The 16,131-nt window shown below is 50.7% G+C and carries 15 protein-coding genes; 6 read left to right on the top strand and 9 right to left on the bottom strand.

The genetic code is table 11. The annotated features are described in order from the left end of the window. The first annotated feature begins 5 nt into the window (after positions 1-5). Positions 6-1,184 carry a PP2C family protein-serine/threonine phosphatase gene (locus ACJJIR_RS17710; protein WP_413664484.1) on the top strand — a complete coding sequence of 393 codons (1,179 nt, stop codon included), beginning with the start codon at positions 6-8 and terminating at the stop codon, positions 1,182-1,184. Positions 1,185-1,404: 220 nt separating this feature from the next. Then, positions 1,405-1,923 (top strand): STAS domain-containing protein, encoded by a 519-nt coding sequence (locus ACJJIR_RS17705; protein ID WP_282934161.1) that lies wholly within the window; start codon positions 1,405-1,407, stop codon positions 1,921-1,923. 43 nt (positions 1,924-1,966) lie between these two features. Here the strand turns inward: ACJJIR_RS17705 and ACJJIR_RS17700 are convergent, their stop codons facing one another. The 4 genes from ACJJIR_RS17700 to ACJJIR_RS17685 form a co-directional block, all read right to left on the bottom strand. Next, complete coding sequence (locus ACJJIR_RS17700) at positions 1,967-2,425, bottom strand: tellurite resistance TerB family protein (protein ID WP_282934160.1); 459 nt, start codon at positions 2,423-2,425, stop codon at positions 1,967-1,969. Next, positions 2,406-3,401 (bottom strand): transaldolase, encoded by a 996-nt coding sequence (tal, locus tag ACJJIR_RS17695; protein ID WP_444906342.1) that lies wholly within the window; start codon positions 3,399-3,401, stop codon positions 2,406-2,408. The genes ACJJIR_RS17700 and tal overlap by 20 nt, the downstream gene beginning before the upstream one ends. 44 nt (positions 3,402-3,445) lie before the next feature. Next, entirely contained in the window at positions 3,446-4,423 is a 978-nt protein-coding gene (gene dusA, locus ACJJIR_RS17690; protein ID WP_444906341.1) for a tRNA dihydrouridine(20/20a) synthase DusA, read from the bottom strand. 842 nt (positions 4,424-5,265) lie between these two features. Further along, positions 5,266-5,415, bottom strand: a complete 150-nt coding sequence (locus ACJJIR_RS17685; RefSeq protein WP_444908432.1) for a helix-turn-helix domain-containing protein — start codon at positions 5,413-5,415, stop codon at positions 5,266-5,268. A gap of 132 nt (positions 5,416-5,547) precedes the next feature. Between ACJJIR_RS17685 and ACJJIR_RS17680 the strand changes: the two genes are divergently transcribed. Together ACJJIR_RS17680 and ACJJIR_RS17675 are read left to right on the top strand one after the other, a co-directional pair. Beyond that, the gene (locus ACJJIR_RS17680; RefSeq protein ID WP_444906340.1) at positions 5,548-6,252 is read left to right on the top strand and encodes a pirin family protein; all 705 of its coding nucleotides are present in this window, start codon (positions 5,548-5,550) and stop codon (positions 6,250-6,252) included. A gap of 4 nt (positions 6,253-6,256) precedes the next feature. Then, complete coding sequence (locus ACJJIR_RS17675) at positions 6,257-6,880, top strand: isochorismatase family protein (RefSeq protein ID WP_444906339.1); 624 nt, start codon at positions 6,257-6,259, stop codon at positions 6,878-6,880. Between the two features lie 345 nt (positions 6,881-7,225). Here ACJJIR_RS17675 and ACJJIR_RS17670 read toward each other — a convergent pair whose 3' ends face one another. Together ACJJIR_RS17670 and ACJJIR_RS17665 are read right to left on the bottom strand one after the other, a co-directional pair. Beyond that, positions 7,226-8,434: a glycerol-3-phosphate dehydrogenase/oxidase gene (locus ACJJIR_RS17670; RefSeq protein WP_444906338.1), complete on the bottom strand. Its 1,209-nt coding sequence runs from the start codon at positions 8,432-8,434 to the stop codon at positions 7,226-7,228. Beyond that, positions 8,418-9,110: a glycerophosphodiester phosphodiesterase family protein gene (locus ACJJIR_RS17665; protein ID WP_282934155.1), complete on the bottom strand. Its 693-nt coding sequence runs from the start codon at positions 9,108-9,110 to the stop codon at positions 8,418-8,420. The genes ACJJIR_RS17670 and ACJJIR_RS17665 overlap by 17 nt, the downstream gene beginning before the upstream one ends. Before the next feature lie 460 nt (positions 9,111-9,570). Here ACJJIR_RS17665 and ACJJIR_RS17660 point away from each other — a divergent pair, with 460 nt between their 5' ends. After that, positions 9,571-10,254 carry a fimbrial biogenesis chaperone gene (locus ACJJIR_RS17660; RefSeq protein ID WP_413664493.1) on the top strand — a complete coding sequence of 228 codons (684 nt, stop codon included), beginning with the start codon at positions 9,571-9,573 and terminating at the stop codon, positions 10,252-10,254. A 61-nt stretch (positions 10,255-10,315) separates the two neighbouring features. Here ACJJIR_RS17660 and ACJJIR_RS17655 read toward each other — a convergent pair whose 3' ends face one another. The 3 genes from ACJJIR_RS17655 to ACJJIR_RS17645 are packed head-to-tail and all read right to left on the bottom strand — an operon-like array spanning position 10,316 to position 14,329. Further along, positions 10,316-11,263 carry a hypothetical protein gene (locus ACJJIR_RS17655; protein ID WP_444906337.1) on the bottom strand — a complete coding sequence of 316 codons (948 nt, stop codon included), beginning with the start codon at positions 11,261-11,263 and terminating at the stop codon, positions 10,316-10,318. Continuing rightward, complete coding sequence (locus tag ACJJIR_RS17650) at positions 11,250-13,763, bottom strand: TcfC E-set like domain-containing protein (protein ID WP_444906336.1); 2,514 nt, start codon at positions 13,761-13,763, stop codon at positions 11,250-11,252. The genes ACJJIR_RS17655 and ACJJIR_RS17650 overlap by 14 nt, the downstream gene beginning before the upstream one ends. A 38-nt stretch (positions 13,764-13,801) precedes the next feature. Further along, positions 13,802-14,329 (bottom strand): hypothetical protein, encoded by a 528-nt coding sequence (locus ACJJIR_RS17645; protein WP_444906335.1) that lies wholly within the window; start codon positions 14,327-14,329, stop codon positions 13,802-13,804. Between the two features lie 276 nt (positions 14,330-14,605). On the opposite strand from ACJJIR_RS17645, the gene gltX reads away from it, so the two are divergent. Further along, positions 14,606-16,081: a glutamate--tRNA ligase gene (gene gltX, locus ACJJIR_RS17640; protein WP_444906334.1), complete on the top strand. Its 1,476-nt coding sequence runs from the start codon at positions 14,606-14,608 to the stop codon at positions 16,079-16,081. Positions 16,082-16,131: the final 50 nt, after the last annotated feature.

Raw genomic sequence — 16,131 nt, 5'->3', positions numbered from 1 at the left:
TTTATATGGCCGGCCCCAGTAGCCTGGTGCTTACCGACGATGAGCGCTCCCGCAATTTTTTGCGAGGGGCGCTTTCGCGTTTTGGCTTCCAGGTAAGTGTTGCCAACAACGGGGAAGATGGCATCGGCCAGTTCAGCCCCGGTGCTTTCCATATCGTATTGATTGATCGCTATTTGCCGGATATGAGTGGGCTGGAAGTGTTGCGGCGGATAAAGCGCATAGCCCCAGAAGTGGCCGCAGTAATTATTGCCTCAGACAGTGCTGCCGATGATGTACTCCAAGCGATGCGCCTTGGAGCCAAAGACTACCTGGTTAAACCTTTGGAAGAAGCGGCGGCTATTGATCGCATGATCTGCCGTATCAGCGGTGAAGAAAACCTGGCGAAGCAGAATCGCGAATATAAAGTGACCTTGGAGCGTCGCAACAGTGAACTGCGGGATCATGTTGAGCTGCTGCGCAGGGACCAGGAAGCTGGCCGTTTACTGCAACAGCATTTACTTCCCCGTACCCCCTATCACTACCCCAGTGGTGTGGAAGCATCCTACCGGCTGGTTCCCTCCCTGTACCTGAGCGGTGATTTTGTTGATTACGGCTTGTTCGGTGAGCGCTTTGTAGCCTTTTACCTGGTCGATGTGTCGGGCCATGGTGTCTCTTCTGCGCTGGTTACTGCCCTGATTAAGCACAGTATTATGCATCGCTTGCGGGAGCGCCCCTTATTTGCCCAGCTGGATTCCCTCAGTGATGACTTGTTGGATGTCCTTAATCTGGTCAATGGCGAGTTGTTATCCACAAAATTGGGCAAGCACGCCAGTATGTTTGTCGGGGTTGTGGATAGTAGTGCCCGGCAGTTGCACTATGCCGTCGCCGGGCAAATACCTATGCCGGCCCTGGTAAGTGAGGCAGGTGCAGACTGGTTGCCGGGAAAAGGGCGCCCCCTGGGTATATTTGAACGGGGTGATTGGCAAGTGATGCGTGCTGAGCTGCCGCCCGCTTGGCGCCTGGTCGCTTGTTCCGACGGTGTACTTGAATTATTACAGGGCGATCTGCTTGATAAAGAGGCCCAGCTTTTGCAGGCTATTTCAGAGAGTGGGGGAGAACTCGACAGGCTCTGTCAGTCTCTAAAAATGGATACTTTTGGTGCCCTTCCGGACGATATTACGATTCTCACTTTAGGCCGCCAGTAATGCCTAAAACTTCTATCGATAGTCTTCGACTATGAAGTCGAATTTTGTGCTTTATCGCACTTGTCAGTCTGCATAGTCAGGAGTAAGCTCCGCCCACTTTATGCACAAAATTGCACTAGGCGCCAAAAACGTCAAATGCTATTGTGTTCTCTACCAGTGAACTTTTGCCATCCGCCTGCACTTCTATCAAAAGGTGTATTCGGGTGAGCCAGGGGTTGTTATGCAGTCCGGGCAAATTATGGTTGGGGCCCACCAGGGCATCTACGTCATCAAGTTAGTAGGTGATGTTCGTCTCAACCTTTGTACCTCATTTGATAGCTTTATCGACAACATGTTTGCACGGGGTGATTTTGCCGGAGTGGCATTTGATCTCGGTGGTGCAGAAGGTGTTGATAGTACGACCCTCGGCCTGATGGCGAAGATTGCTATTCGCGCTTTGGAGCGGGGCTGTGATAAGCCGCTGGTATTCTCTGCGGGTAAAGGTATCCGCCATCTATTGGACGCTATGGGCTTTGATTCGTTGGTTGAAATCAGCGATACGGTCCACGATATGAGCGTACCCACCACGCCTTTGGTATGTAATAGCCCCGACGAGTGTGCTGCGCGGGAAAAGGTGCTGGAAGCTCACCGGGTATTGATGAGCATGAACGAGCAAAACGCCGAGACTTTTCGCGACTTGGTACATACCCTGGAGCGAGAATGTTCCCCGGTTGCCAAATCTTCGGCGCATTATCACTAGCGCTTATTCTCTCCTAATCCCCAGTCCTGGAAATCTCCCTTTCTTAGCAACGCTTCATATCCCTCGCTTCGGCGCGTGCCTTGGTGAAGAGTCCGTGTGGCAGATAAATTAGCTCTGCCACCCTGCGAATCAGGTGCTCCTCGAAAGCCTCGATAACATCATCTGAAAAAGCTACCTGCCACATCTGTAAAATCAGCAGGTATTTATCTCTCTCGCTGAACTGTTCATTCACCGCCTGGGTGAACTCGAACAGGGATGTGGCTCTGTCCCGTTGGCCAATAGCTTCACTGACTATTTCTGTGGCACTAGTCTGGTCGAGAGAGTAGTGCTGGCACAGGAGCTGTGTGAGCGTTTCACGCTCACACTCATCGAGCTTTTGATCGACAGTGGCGACCTCGACTAACAGCGCAGCGCTGATCATCCGCACGTCTTTTTCGTCACGTGCTTCAACATCAACGCTATTTCCTATCTGCTCAAACAGTTTACGGATTTGTTGCAGCATGAATTTCCTGCTGTCCCTTTACTCGGTTCTGTAACAATAGCTCTAAACGTTCCTGATCCTTCACGAAGTTCCGGATGCCATCGGCAAGCTTTTCAGTGGCCATGGCATCGCTATTCAATTGAAAGCGGAATTCGGCTTCAGCCAGATCCTGTGTCGGCCGGGATTTGGTTGCGGATACCGGTGGCAGGCCAGCAGCGAGAGGTGCCTCACTGTCCTCCAGGGCCTGTAATAGCTGAGGGCTGATTGTCAGTCGATCGCAACCAGCCAGAGCCTCAATCTCCCCGGTATTGCGGAAGCTGGCGCCCATCACAATGGTTTTGTAGTCTCGGGACTTGTAGTACTCATAGATATTGCGCACCGAGATTACGCCCGGGTCCTCTTCCGCAGGGAATGACTCGCGGCCGCTGTTGGCGATATGCCAATCGAGGATTCGACCGACGAAGGGGGAGATCAGAGTTACCCCGGCTTCGGCACAGGCGATCGCCTGGGATTGACTGAACAACAAGGTCAGGTTGCAGTGGATTCCCTCGCGCTCCAGTACCGATGCGGCAGCAATGCCTTCCCATGTCGACGCGATCTTGATCAATACCCGCTCTTTGGAAATACCTGCGCGTTCGTAGAGGGCGATCAGGTGGCGTGCGTAGTCAATAGTAGCGCGGGTATCAAAGGAGAGACGAGCATCGACCTCGGTGGATACCACCCCGGGCACCAACTGCAAGATTTCCGTGCCGATGCTGACAGCCAGTTTGATGGCGGCCAGGCGTGCAATATTTTCCGCGTTCGAGCCACCCTGGTGGCTTTCGGCCCACTGAAGTGCCTCGGCGATATGGTTGTCGTACTGAGGGAGCTGGGCGGCCTTAAACAGTAGGGAGGGATTGGTTGTGGCATCTTGAGGACAATATCGGCGAATTGCTTCAATATCTCCCGTATCTGCTACAACCTGGCTGCGCTGTTTGAGTTGCTCCAACTTGTTCATGGTTCCTCCCTTAATTATTCACTGGTCTACATATTGAAAGCGGTCTAAGCGGCTTGGGTGACCTGGGCCAATGCCTGTTCAAGCACCTCGGGACCCGCCCCCGGCTTGTGGGCATTTTCGCTCAAATGTCGGCGGAAGCGCCGAGCACCAGGAAGCCCCTGGAATAACCCGAGCATATGCCGGGTGATATGATTCAAGCGCTGTCCGCGCTGCATTTCCTGCTCGATATAGGGCAGCATCTGCTCTACCACCTGGATGGCATCCGGGCCGGTCTCACCGCCAAATAATTGGCTGTCCACCTGGGCCAGGATTGTCGGGGTTTGGTAAGCCGCGCGCCCCAGCATAACACCATCCACGTGGCTTAAATGTTGCTGGCATTCCTCAATTGAATTGATCCCCCCGTTAATAACAATTTGCAGTTTGGGGTAATCTTTCTTCAACTGGTAAACCATGTCGTAATTGAGCGGAGGAATTTCGCGGTTTTCCTTGGGGCTTAGCCCTTTAAGCCACGCTTTGCGCGCATGGACGATAAAGGTATCCACACCGGCATTGGCCTGGGCCTCCACGAAGCGGGTCAGGCCTGGGTAGTCTTCCATATCGTCGATGCCGATACGGTGCTTGACGGTAACCGGAATAGATACCGCTTCCCGCATGGCAGTGAGTCCTGCGGCTACCACATCCGGTTCCGCCATAAGGCAGGCACCAAAACGCCCGGACTGGACTCGGTCACTGGGGCAGCCACAGTTTAGGTTGATTTCGCTATAGCCCCATTCCTCGGCGATACGGGCGCATTCAGCCAGTTCTTGAGGGTCACTGCCCCCCAACTGCAGGGCGACAGGTTGTTCAGCTGCATCAAATTGCAAATGTCGCTGTTGGTCACCATGCAGTATTGCCCCGGTGGTCACCATTTCCGAATACAGGCGTGCATGCTTGCTCAGTAGGCGCCACATATAGCGGCAATGGCGGTCGCTCCAATCAAGCAGCGGAGCGGTACAAAAGCGATGGGGGCTAAAATCGGACATAAACTACGGTGTAACAGACTAATAAAAACAGAGTAGCCCGCCATTATATGGGATGTAAAACGTAGACCCCATGTGAAAATGTATCTGGATGAGGGTATTTTGACCTCTTGAGCATTTATTGTGCCCAACAGTTGTACCGGTTGCATGGGGCTGACAGCTGTCCCACTGGGCAACGTATGCTTGCTGGGCTGGTTGTGTAGCTCCAGAACCGGGGCCTCTTTTGGCGAATACTTAGCGCTACTAGGCTCGCCTAAGTGGTGAGTAACTGGGATAAGGTCAGAGTATTATCTTGTCATCAGTTTATTGAAAGCATGGACCTTGTATGGCTTTATTAAAAAGCAGCTTCTTTTTTAACTTAGCTTTCCGTAGTGGAAAGACAGAAGTTTAGATGCTTAGAAATAACATTTTTTCGTCCGCTATTCTTGCGGCCAGATATTACATAGTTTTCTTTGTTTAAATATCTCAGGTAGAGCCCCGATAAACGCACAGATTTAAGTAATCTTGATTCTATTTTATGGATGTAGGGCATAAATAATCTTTCTTTTCATGCTCTAATTTTGCAATAGATTGGCAATAGTGCCTCGATTAATAATTTATAAGTCATCCGTAAAATTTAGATTTATATTTTCTCGAGCACTTATTTTATACTGCGAAATTATGGTGAGGATATTACCAGGACGCTAGTTAAATAACTTTCGATGATTCTCCCAACCCTTAATTTTCGTAGGCGTTTCATATTTTTAGGTGAGCTGGGTCGGTAATGAACCTGCAGGATTTCAGGCACTTCCCCTTCGGCCAGTATCATCTCTTGTTCAATACGCAGACAGTGATTTAAATACTACCTACCTACCTCCTTTAAGATTTGAGAGCCTGACTGATAGCTGACCCTCCAGGTGGGCGACTTTCTTGCTTATGTTGGCTTTTGGTATAGCCAGGCGATTTGCGGCTTGGATAAAGCTAGCTGTTTCCACTACGGCTAAAAGCACCTTCATATCTTTGAGGTCTTGGCTCATAGAAATCTATTGTTGTTGAAAGTGGGATAGTCATATTCTGATTTTGGTATATATAAAACAATAAGTTGTACCTAAGATACCTCCATCGCTTACATATTTTGGAGGCACATCATGAAAATCCTCAAACGTGACTCACTACTGCTTGGCGGTTTTGCTGGGCTTACCGAGCACAGGTTGGTAACGGATAGCCAGGTATTCGGTCCGCACAAACATCCACATACCTCTGAAGGGCTCGATAATTTTGTATATCTGGCCGATGCCCGCTTCAATCCGAAAGGCGAAACAGGCATGCACCCCCACCGTGAGATAGATGTGATTTCGGTCATGGTGGATGGACGAATACAACATGAGGGCTCTTTAGAGCATGGCAAAGGTTTAGATAAAGGAGGAGTGCAAGTCCAGCGAGCTGGAGGCCAGGGGTTTACGCACAACGAGGTGAACCCGGACAGCAAAAAAAACCGAATGATCCAGCTATGGGTTTTACCAACTGTCTCTGGTCAAGCCGCAGTCTACAAGTATTACATGCCCAGCCAAAATAAGGTCACCAGGGTTTATGGGGGACGCGATGATCAAACAGTGACCTTTGATAACAGTACGATTATCGAGATCGCCAATTTAAATGCAGCTGAGCAAATTTCCTTTAATGGTGAAACTCTGGTTTACCTAACTAAAGGCTGGGGAGTCTTTTCTGAAACTGGGCAAAAAGAAAACGTGAAGGATGGAGATTTAATTAGGAGTTATAGCGGTAAGTTAATTGCAGATGTTAATACAAGTGCAATTGTTATTAGAAAGTTAAAACATTATATAGGTAGGTAGCACCGTGAATAAGTTTTCAGAGACCTTAACTAAAGACAATTCTGTGTTGGCATTAATTGATCATCAAACGGGACTATTGGTGAGTTGTCGGGATCTGGATCCGCATCTGATGACGGAGAACATAAAGGGATTGGCAAATCTTGCGAAAGCAGTAGGTTTACCCACTGTTGTTACCGCGAGTATGCCTGAAGGCCCTAATGGTCCTATTATGCCAGAGATAACAAACATCTTGGGCAGTGAAATAATTGAGCGTGAAGGTGAGATAAACGCGTGGAAAAGTCCGGAGTTTAAGCGAGCTATTGAGTCAACCGGGCGTAAAAAAATAATTATGGCTGGCATCGTTACGGATGTCTGCTTGATGTTTCCCGCTATCTCTGCTGTAGCCGAAGGGTATGATGTATATGCCGTAGTGGATGCTTCTGGTACTTGGAATAGTACAGTGACACAAGCTGCTATGCATCGTATGACGCAGGCGGGCGTTAAAGTTGCTACCTGGTCATCCGTGTTGGCTGAGATGATGGATGATTGGCGAAGTAATCACGGCACGGAGCTTGGGGGCATATTAGCTCAACACACGACCTATCGATGGGTATATAACAGCTACCTTACTGCAGCAAACCAAAAGTAATTCAAAACCCCTCTCATTTTTACGGGAGGGCGGGAGTATGTCTATGGTTCATCACAATAAGCATTTTGCTACATTAATTACATTTTTATCCTTGATTCCTTTGGTTTATTTTATTCCCGACAGCTTAGCCCTAATTTTGCCAGATCATAAATTGTTACAAGTAATTGCTGCTGTGGCGATTATAGTACCGATTATTAGCTATTTGATTATACCGTTCGCTTTCTATTTGGTTGGGCACATTTACGGTAAAAAGGCGAAGAGATAAATTATTTATCAGATGATTTTTTGGGGTTGGTATTCAAGTGACTTGAAGTCGAAAAATTAAACTGCACATTCAAAATGTATTTAAATATTTCGCTCTCTCTCGGAGGAACTATCTTCTGTTTTGGTCGGGGTATTTTTTGTAGCAATCGATCGACCAGCCTGGAGGGTGGGCTCCAGTTTTTTCAGTATCTTGCGGGCAGTAGCGCGGTAGCTGGTCAATTTGCCGCCTGCTACGGCCAACATCCGTGGCTTCTTATCGTCATCGCAGCAAATAATGGACTCCCGGGATCGCGCGAAGGGGCTCTTCTCCATTTCAGGGAGTACTCGCAGCCCCGCATAACTCTCACAAATGTCCTCGCCGTTCAGCCCTCGGGCTTGCGCAAAATATTTCTGTACGGCCTGTAAGAGATAGCTCTCTTCTTCGAGAGTCGGTGTTACGTCGCGAGGATCGCCGAAATAGGGCCGCTCTGTGGTCCCTACCAGGGTTTTGTCTTGCCAGGGCATTACAAAAATTGCGCGTCCGTCATCAGCTTCGACGTAGTAGATTTTGTCGCCCAGTGATAGAGGCAACAAGATATGGGTGCCTGCAACCAAGTCGATAGGTGGAATATCTACTGGGGGCGTACAGCGAGCATTGGTATTGGCTACCCAGGGGCCACTGCAATTGACCAGTGCACGGGTGCGCAGGGTGTTGAGCTTGCCGTTTGCTACATAATCAATCCGGACATGGTCGCGGGTGACTTCAGCGCCTACCAAACTGCCAGGGCAAATTATTTGAGCGCCTTGAGCGACTGCCGAAGCCACAACGTCACGGGTTAAAGCGGCATCGTCGGTTTGTGCATCGTAGTAGCGAAATACAGCCTTCAGGCCTTCCCGATTCAGACCCGGCAAGCTGTCCCATTGGGATTTAGGGACTTTTCGAAAGCGGGAATCGCTGTTGTTTATTCCCGACAACAGGCTGTAGAGGCTCAACCCCAAGCGGACCAGCCAGGCCGGTCTCCTGCTGTGCTGGTAGATAGGGATATAAAAAGGGACCATTCTCACGAGTTCAGGCTTGTTATCCAGTAGCCACTTTCTCTCCCGCAGGCACTCGTAGACCAAACGGAACTGGCCGCTCTCCAGGTAACGCAAGCCGCCGTGAATGAGTTTGGAGGAGCGAGAGGAAGTGGCGGCGGCGATACCCAGCTGTTCGAGTATCACCACGGAATAGTGATTTGTGGCCAGAACCTCAGCGGCTCCTGCTCCCTGTATACCTGCGCCGACTACCAAGACATCAAAATCCGTAGACATCACTCGCTTCCCGGGAGCGCATCAGCAGCGGCAAGTTGCCGGTGAGAATATGGTGAGCACCGCGCTTGCGCCAGAGTACTGCCTCTTCTGTCGAGTTGATTTCATAGACAACCCATTGCCAGGGGCCTGGGGGCAATTCGTCACATTCAACCTGGCTGTCGCGAATTAGTAGATATTCTGGCGCCAAAGTAACAATGTCGGCAGATAGGCACCGGGAGACACTATTGATCTCAAGGGCAACCCGATGCCAGCCCATATTGCGGGCGGCTCTGAGGCTGCGGCAGTCTGCGGTGAGTAGAGCGAATGACTCATTCTCGGTGCGCATCAGCTCCATTAACTTTTTAACGGCGGTGACAAATCCAGTGGCGGCGATATTGGCAGGTGAGATACCGATAAACCAATCCAGGTGGCGATGGCAGCTGGCCCAGTCTACCAGCTCGATAAAGCGATTGATCGACTGGTGGTGTAACTGTGAGTCCCTAAGGGAGTGGAAGACCTGGGACTGGTCATTGCCGGGGATGTGCAGGCTATCCTCGTGGAAGCACCAGGGGGTGCCGTCGGCGCTGAAGCGGATATCGCACTGAATAGCGCAGGCCCCCAGATTATGGGCCGCCTCGAAAGCGGCAATCGTATTCTCTGGTTGGCGGGTCTTGTCGCCGCGATGAGCAATTAACATGTGAATCTGGTCCGAAAAGCGGGTGTTATTGTCGTCTGGAATTGGGCGTAATTTGGCCTTTGCCCAGAGATGAACCGGACCCTGGCTGGAGCCGGGTCATACAGGAAAAATAGACGGTGCCACCGCTGTTGCAAGGTTCACGGGGAGGAAATATGGGACCAGAGGGCTATCAATGGAGGGCTGGGGTTTTTACATAGTGATGATGCTGAATCGATTGCACACTGCCCATATGGATAGCGCGCCACTAAGTTAGCTAGCGGTATGTCCCGTCAGGATGATCTATTACGTTGGCAGTGTTTTACTTTTCAGGCGGTGTAGGGCAAATCAGTATTGCCTCTTATTTAATAGCGGGGCTGGTGATGTTGATTTAAGGGAGGCTCATTAGGTTCCGATTTGACTTGTGGATAAAACAGCCCGATATTGCGCTTACTATAAGAAGTTCTAAGAGTACCCGCTCTTTATGAAAAAAGTACTGCTTTCACTGCTACTCTTTGTCGTCCAGCCAGTAATGGCAGCTATGTCTGTGGATAAAATTGTCCTTTACCTGGAAGATACTCCCAGCGCCCGGGATGATGTTCTCGTCAGCAACCCAGATAATGAGACGCTATATATCCAAACTGAAATATTCCGTGTGGATAACCCCGGCCATGATAATGAGAGTCGAGTCAGGGTGATAAATCCCGATGAATTTAAACTCCTTGTCAGCCCCGCAAGAGCTGTCCTGGCCCCCGGAGAGAGAAAGCGCTTTCGCTTAATGGCCTTAGATAGAGATCTTGAAGAGGAAAAAGTCTACCGGGTGACTTTTAAACCCGTTGTAGGTGATATTAAGAGTGACAGAACGGCACTAAAAATCCTTGTGGCTTATCAAGCGTTGGTATTTGTGCAGCCAAAAGGTGGAGCTTATAAAATTGATCTAGTGGCTGAAGGGGATAATTACCGACTCACGAATAGTGGCAATATTAATGTAGAAGTCGTGGAAGTACGTCATTGTGTGACTGAAGAGAAGTGTGAAAAACTTGAGGCCACCGGTCGGTTATACGCTGGCACCAGTATCGAAGTAACGGGTAAACCCGTTGGCGGTGAGCTGGAAGTTTTACTACGAGGGCAGCAGAGTGAGCGGGTTCGTTTTCCTCTTAGTGGCTAATTAGAATTGGTTGCTTGCCTATAGCAAGCAGGGCGGATTAAAGGATTATTTTATGTCTAACTCACTGGCTGCTCACCGTTACTGTGAGTACATCGGTGTAGAGAGGTTCGCCCGCGTTTTCCCAGTCTGAGGGCGCAATAGAAATATAAATTCGCGCATTATCAGAAAGGCAGTTTTCATCCGAAGTTCGGCTAAAGCTGCCGGAGATATCTCCCAGGCTATCTGGGGAAATGCCTGAAGTTGCAGCCAGATTGTCTGAGAAGGCTACGCTGTAGGGGATTTGTTCACTGTTTCCCCCCAATTCATAGGCACTGCTGCCTGATCCCCCGGTGCTGCCATTGGCGCTGGACAGGTTTACTGTGTAACCGCTAAATCCTATACCGCCAACACAAAAGTCCTCACTGCCATCAATGGCCTGTCCAAACAGGGTGCCACTGTTGCTGAGGTCAATATCACCCAGATTGCGAATGGCGATGTTTGGCTCTACGTCCAGCACAATGTCAAACTGAACTGTTTCGGTGCCGGCAGTCCAAATAATAAAATAATTATTCAGTGTCATCTCAAAGCTGGCGGAGTAGCGGCTGGAAGAGGGTATTTGGCTGCTGTCCAGCTCGATCACTAAATAAGTATCTGCATCGTCGCTGGTGCCGGCAAAAGTAGCGGACTGAGTTCCTGGACTGAGTGTTTCCGTGGTGCCGTTATTGGCTCGAAATGAAATATCAATATCCAGCTGTTCACCACTGTCCGCAAATAGTGCGAAAGTAGATCCACTGAGCGGACTCACTTCTACATCGTAGCGTAGGGTCCAGCTTCCCAGCAGGCTTCGGGTAGTGAACTGAATTTCTTTAGGTTCTGATTCGTAATCAATAGTGTGTGAATCTTCCAAGCCACAAACTCGCAAATCGTCATTGCTGGAGCAATTTACCTGGGCTTGTACTGGTATATTAAATAGCGGAATCAACAGCGCAGAGACTAGGCCAAGTTTTTGCAGCTTCTTAGTTATGGACACGGCTTACCTCTGCTATTTGCCCAGTCTGGCATTTGGCCTCTGACTCTTCTATGGTTCCCAGGTTGAGCCAGCTATCACCTGATGAAGTGGCCTCGATTGAGGCTTTACAATTTCCCCAGCGAACTTCTGTATTTAGGATGGTGTTATGTTCACCGTGGAATTCCATTTGGAAAACGCCGTATTGGTCAGTTTTCGCTGAGTGTTCGCCAATGATTACTTCTGTATTTGCCAGCCCCTGGCCAAGGCTGGTTAATCGGCCCAGTACCAGGATTTGTGGCAGTATTTGGTAGCTGCTGGCGCCCACATTGCCCGGATACAGGGTAATGGTTTCGGAGGTTTCCCGGTAATCGAAAAAGCCCTCTTCCAGGGGCCGGAGGGAAAGGTCGTAACTGCGATAAGCCGGTAAATTAATCACTGACGTTGTGCCGCCTTTGGCGTATCCACGGCGGCTGCCATTAACCAAAACTTCAAAATCTTTATCTTCACTGCCTTCGATATTTACGATAACTGCGCTCTGGAGATTTTGCTCACCGCCCCAATTGAGGGAATTTTTTGTGGCAATTAGGTTGGTGCTGAACCCTCCGAGGTAGTTGATCGCACGGCCTTCATCATCATCGTAAAGCCCAACTGCAGTATTCAAATATCCGTGATGTCCCGCTAAATGCGTACGGGCCTCCAGGTAATTGGCTTCAGGGGATGCTTCCATAGAAAGCTGCTGTTCAAATTCAGCCGCCCATAAATCCCGGTCGTACCAGCGGCTTTGTAGTGCAAATCGCTCGCTGCTAGTGCTTTGTTCGCTGTTGTCGCTATAGAGATTAGCGGTGTGTTGCCAGTGTTTGGAACGCATTCGGAACTGGAATTCCAGACTGGTGTATTGCTCGCCGTCTGCATCACTGTGGGACAGAGTGGCGTTGCCGAGCCAATGGGTGCTTTTAAAAAAGGGGTGGCGGAACTCCAGGGTTTTTAACTTCTGGGCACTGCTCAGTGAATCGCCATTGTCGATGCTGCCGGGGAGTTGGTTTTGGTCCCGCTCGCTGAATCTTAGGGATAGCTGTCCGCCCAATACTGCTGTGCGCAGACTCATACTTGTTTGGGAATAGCTGCCTGGCAGTAATGTATATTTATCGTTGTTGAACGGTGTTGTATTGGCATCCAGCTCGGTTTTTACTGCACTAAAAGTCCCGTAGGGCAGTTTAAGTAATGCCTGCAATCGGTATCCGCTGCGTCCATCACCGGATGTGACCAAGCTTGGGGAGACTTCAACGCCTTCACCAATCCAGCGACCGCCGACTTCCAACAATTGCTGCTCCTCGGTTGCGGCGCCAGAAACAAAAAGACCCAATCCGGTCGTTAAACGGCGTGCGACAGAGGCAGTAATAATTCCTTCTTCGTAGTGGTCCGGTAGAGTGTCGTTCCAAAAACTGAGGGTGGGCAAACCTGCCTGCAAGCTCCAAAACCACTCATCGGGGGCCGGCAGTAGCGAATCCTTGGCAAAGAATTCGATATGCCGGCTTAATACCCGCCCCGCTTCATCGTAGGAGCGCACCTCAATATCGTAGGCGCCGTGGGGTAGGGTAGAGGTATTTAATAGGCGGTTGCCGGCCTCCAGTAATTCGGTGTGGATAAGTCGTTCATCCCGATATACCTCGACTCTACCGCGCACCGGCATATTAATTTCAACCGGCGCTCCCTGTTGATAACTGATATCGGTTCGGGTGCGCTGGGAAGTGCGTAGCTCTACGCCATAGATCGCTTCCTGGGGCCGGAAATAGCCAAAGCCCCCTTGGGGTTGTAAAAGGCCGGCCGAATAGGCTTGCCCCTGAAAATCCCGACTCCAATATAGATTATGGATCCGGCTGTCCTGCTCTGAGGCCACTGACCATTGTGAATGCAGAGCGCTTTCACCAAAGCTCACTATGGTGTTGCCATTTAATGCAGCGCTATAGCTGTCCGGGCCCCAATCACTTTCAACCCCACTCCAGGAACCGCTCAGGTTTTGTACGACAGAGAAGTCAGAACTCGCTTCCGGCAAATAAGGGTCATTGATTGCCGCTTGTTGCGGTAACAGATCTTGTGAGAAAAAAAGATCCAGCCGGTAGAGCTGCTCATCGTAAATAACGGCAAACTCCGATGGCATTAAGTAGCCGCAGCCAATCTGCCGGTTTGAGCGGCATACATGGTGACTGTTTCTTGTTTGCGGTCGTTCGAGGATGGAGAGAATTCGCTCGGTATCGCGAACCTCGGGCAACAGTTCGAGTACCTCAAACGGGGAGTCAAAGCGAACAAAGCGCGGGTCAATTGTGACTTGCGCAGCACCAATTTCCCGGCCGCCGTAGTAGAGATCCACCACGAGTTGCTGGGGTTCGGTGAGATCATCAAACCCTTCAGGAGCAGAGGTTTCCAGTAGGAAAGTCGCTGCGGTCGCTGCAAGGGCATCGGGGCAGGAGGCTTGCACCAGACACAAAGCCAGCGCAAGGCGCCCCAGATGACGTCCTGCCATATTGAACTATGGCTGGCAGGGCCAGCCACTCTTTACTGTTACTCGGAGGCGACAGTGATCAGCAGGGTATCGGTATAGGTGGTGCCATTTAGCACAGTTGCAGTTTCCCAATCGCTGTTGGCTACAGTGATTTGGAAGCGCGCATTATCGCTGGAGCCACAGGAAGCAATATTCCGGGTTTGGCCTGTCAGCGCATCGCCCTCGGTAACAGTAGTAAAAGTACCGGAGGTGCTGTTATCAAAACCAACACTGTAAGGGACATTGTTGGTGCCGTCAGTGAGGGTGAACTCAGTATCATTTACTGAATCATTACTGTCGAAAGTGATGCTGTAGGTGGAGAACCCGAGGCCGCCCACACAGAAATCTTCGGTGCCTACGGCATCGGTACCCAAAGTGGGATCGGTAATCGTGAGGTTGTCTACACGAGTGATCTCAATAGTAGGTGTGAAAGAGAGAGTGATATCACTGTTTGCACTATCAGTAGCGGCCATTGAAGCGGCAGAAATGCTGAAAAGGGTACCTGCTGCAATAGCAGAAAACAGTGTGCGAACTACATTTTTTTGCATGGTATGCCATCCTGAGCGATTAATTTATCGTTCTTAGGGAGAAGCTGCTCGCGGAAACCCCTGCAAAATTTGGGGTAATACGTTAGTCAAGCCATTCCTTCTTTATGGCGGCAATAATACTTTTTTCGTGATGTATGTCACGTCATTAGCTCACAATAATGAAGTTATGGCGCGTAAATATTCTTATTGAGGAGAAAACCCCGCCTGTGCCAAGAGGCTGGCCAGCGCTATAATCCTGCGGTTTAACGAGTCCTCCATTTATCAATCAGGTTTATCATGACCGTAAGAACCCGAATCGCACCGTCTCCAACCGGTGATCCCCACGTTGGTACAGCCTATATTGCCCTCTTCAACCAGTGCTTTGCCCGCGCTCAAGGCGGCCAGTTTGTATTGCGTATTGAAGACACCGACCAGCAGCGCAGTACCCCGGAATCGGAGAAAGCCATTCTCGACAGCCTGCGTTGGCTCGGGCTGGATTGGCAGGAAGGACCGGATGTCGGCGGCCCTCACGGCCCCTATCGTCAGAGTGAGCGCGGCGATATCTACAAAACTTACTGCGATGAGCTGGTACAAAAAGGGCACGCCTTCCACTGCTACCGTACCGCGGAAGAACTGGAGCAACTCCGTGAAGGATTGCGCGAAGCGGGCCGTACTTCACTGAAGCCCAGTGACCTGGCTCTGCCGGAAGAGGAAGTTGAAAAGCGTCGCGCTGCCGGAGCACCTTATGTAGTGCGTATGAATGTGCCTGAGAGCGGTACTTGTGTGGTGGAAGATCTGCTGCGCGGTACTATTGAAATTGATTGGGCCCAGGTAGACGCACAAATTCTGCTCAAGTCCGATGGTATGCCCACTTACCACTTGGCGAACGTGGTGGATGATCACCTGATGGAGATCACCCATGTTCTTCGCGGTGAGGAGTGGATCAACTCCGCACCTAAGCACAAACTGCTGTACGAATACTTCGGTTGGGAAATGCCGGTGCTCTGCCACCTGCCGCTGTTACGCAACCCGGACAAGACCAAGCTTTCCAAGCGTAAGAACCCCACCTCTATTCTGTATTACCAGCGCGCCGGCTTTATGCCCGAAGCACTGCTTAACTACCTGGGCCGTATGGGTTGGTCCATGCCGGATGAGCGCGAGAAGTTCTCCCTCGATGAGATGCTGGAGCATTTCGATATCCAGCGTGTCTCCCTGGGCGGTCCGGTATTCGATGTAGAGAAACTGTCCTGGTTGAACGGTCTGTGGATTCGCGAACTGGAAAACGAGCAACTCGCCGATCGCCTGACCGAGTGGATGTTTAACCGAGACAACCTGCTTAAGGTTCTGCCCCAGGCGAAAGAGCGCATGGAAACCTTCGGTGACTTTGCTCCGCTGGTTAGCTTCCTCGCCTCTGGCAAACTGCCCCTGACCGAAGACAGCTTCAGCGGTAACAAGCTGCCTCTGGATGACCAGAAGAAGCTGCTTCAATTTGCCCTGTGGCGCTTGGAAGCCCTGCGCGCTTGGGACAAGGACAGTATCTTCCAGGCAGTGAAAGCCCTGTCCACGGCCATGGAAATCAAGCTGAAAGACTTTAACGCCCCACTGTTTGTCGCCATCAGCGGCACCACTGCGTCCTTCTCCGTGATGGAAGCCATGGTGCTCCTGGGCCCCGACCTCAGCCGCGCCCGCCTGCGCCAGGCGATCGACGTATTGGGCGGTGCCGGGAAGAAGGTGCTGAAGCGCTGGGAAAAAGAGTACACTGGACTCAAGTAAGGCTGATTCGCGTTGGTGAGCCCCTGGAAGCGGCAGCCTCCGGGGGCCTG

It is taken from the genome of Microbulbifer maximicatervae (SeqCode) (assembly GCF_052467385.1).
Note: the sequence above shows the minus strand (reverse complement) of the source record. Positions and strands in the feature narration are given on the sequence as shown.

Excerpts from the sequence above, each read along its gene's own strand:
- ACJJIR_RS17710 (WP_413664484.1), top strand. The coding sequence starts at position 6 with ATGGCCGGCCCCAGTAGCCTGGTGCTTACCGACGATGAGCGCTCCCGC.
- ACJJIR_RS17705 (WP_282934161.1), top strand. The coding sequence starts at position 1,405 with ATGCAGTCCGGGCAAATTATGGTTGGGGCCCACCAGGGCATCTACGTC.
- ACJJIR_RS17700 (WP_282934160.1), bottom strand. The coding sequence starts at position 2,425 with ATGCTGCAACAAATCCGTAAACTGTTTGAGCAGATAGGAAATAGCGTT.
- tal (WP_444906342.1), bottom strand. The coding sequence starts at position 3,401 with ATGAACAAGTTGGAGCAACTCAAACAGCGCAGCCAGGTTGTAGCAGAT.
- dusA (WP_444906341.1), bottom strand. The coding sequence starts at position 4,423 with ATGTCCGATTTTAGCCCCCATCGCTTTTGTACCGCTCCGCTGCTTGAT.
- ACJJIR_RS17685 (WP_444908432.1), bottom strand. The coding sequence starts at position 5,415 with ATGAAGGTGCTTTTAGCCGTAGTGGAAACAGCTAGCTTTATCCAAGCC.
- ACJJIR_RS17680 (WP_444906340.1), top strand. The coding sequence starts at position 5,548 with ATGAAAATCCTCAAACGTGACTCACTACTGCTTGGCGGTTTTGCTGGG.
- ACJJIR_RS17670 (WP_444906338.1), bottom strand. The coding sequence starts at position 8,434 with ATGTCTACGGATTTTGATGTCTTGGTAGTCGGCGCAGGTATACAGGGA.
- ACJJIR_RS17665 (WP_282934155.1), bottom strand. The coding sequence starts at position 9,110 with ATGTTAATTGCTCATCGCGGCGACAAGACCCGCCAACCAGAGAATACG.
- ACJJIR_RS17660 (WP_413664493.1), top strand. The coding sequence starts at position 9,571 with ATGAAAAAAGTACTGCTTTCACTGCTACTCTTTGTCGTCCAGCCAGTA.
- ACJJIR_RS17650 (WP_444906336.1), bottom strand. The coding sequence starts at position 13,763 with ATGGCAGGACGTCATCTGGGGCGCCTTGCGCTGGCTTTGTGTCTGGTG.
- ACJJIR_RS17645 (WP_444906335.1), bottom strand. The coding sequence starts at position 14,329 with ATGCAAAAAAATGTAGTTCGCACACTGTTTTCTGCTATTGCAGCAGGT.
- gltX (WP_444906334.1), top strand. The coding sequence starts at position 14,606 with ATGACCGTAAGAACCCGAATCGCACCGTCTCCAACCGGTGATCCCCAC.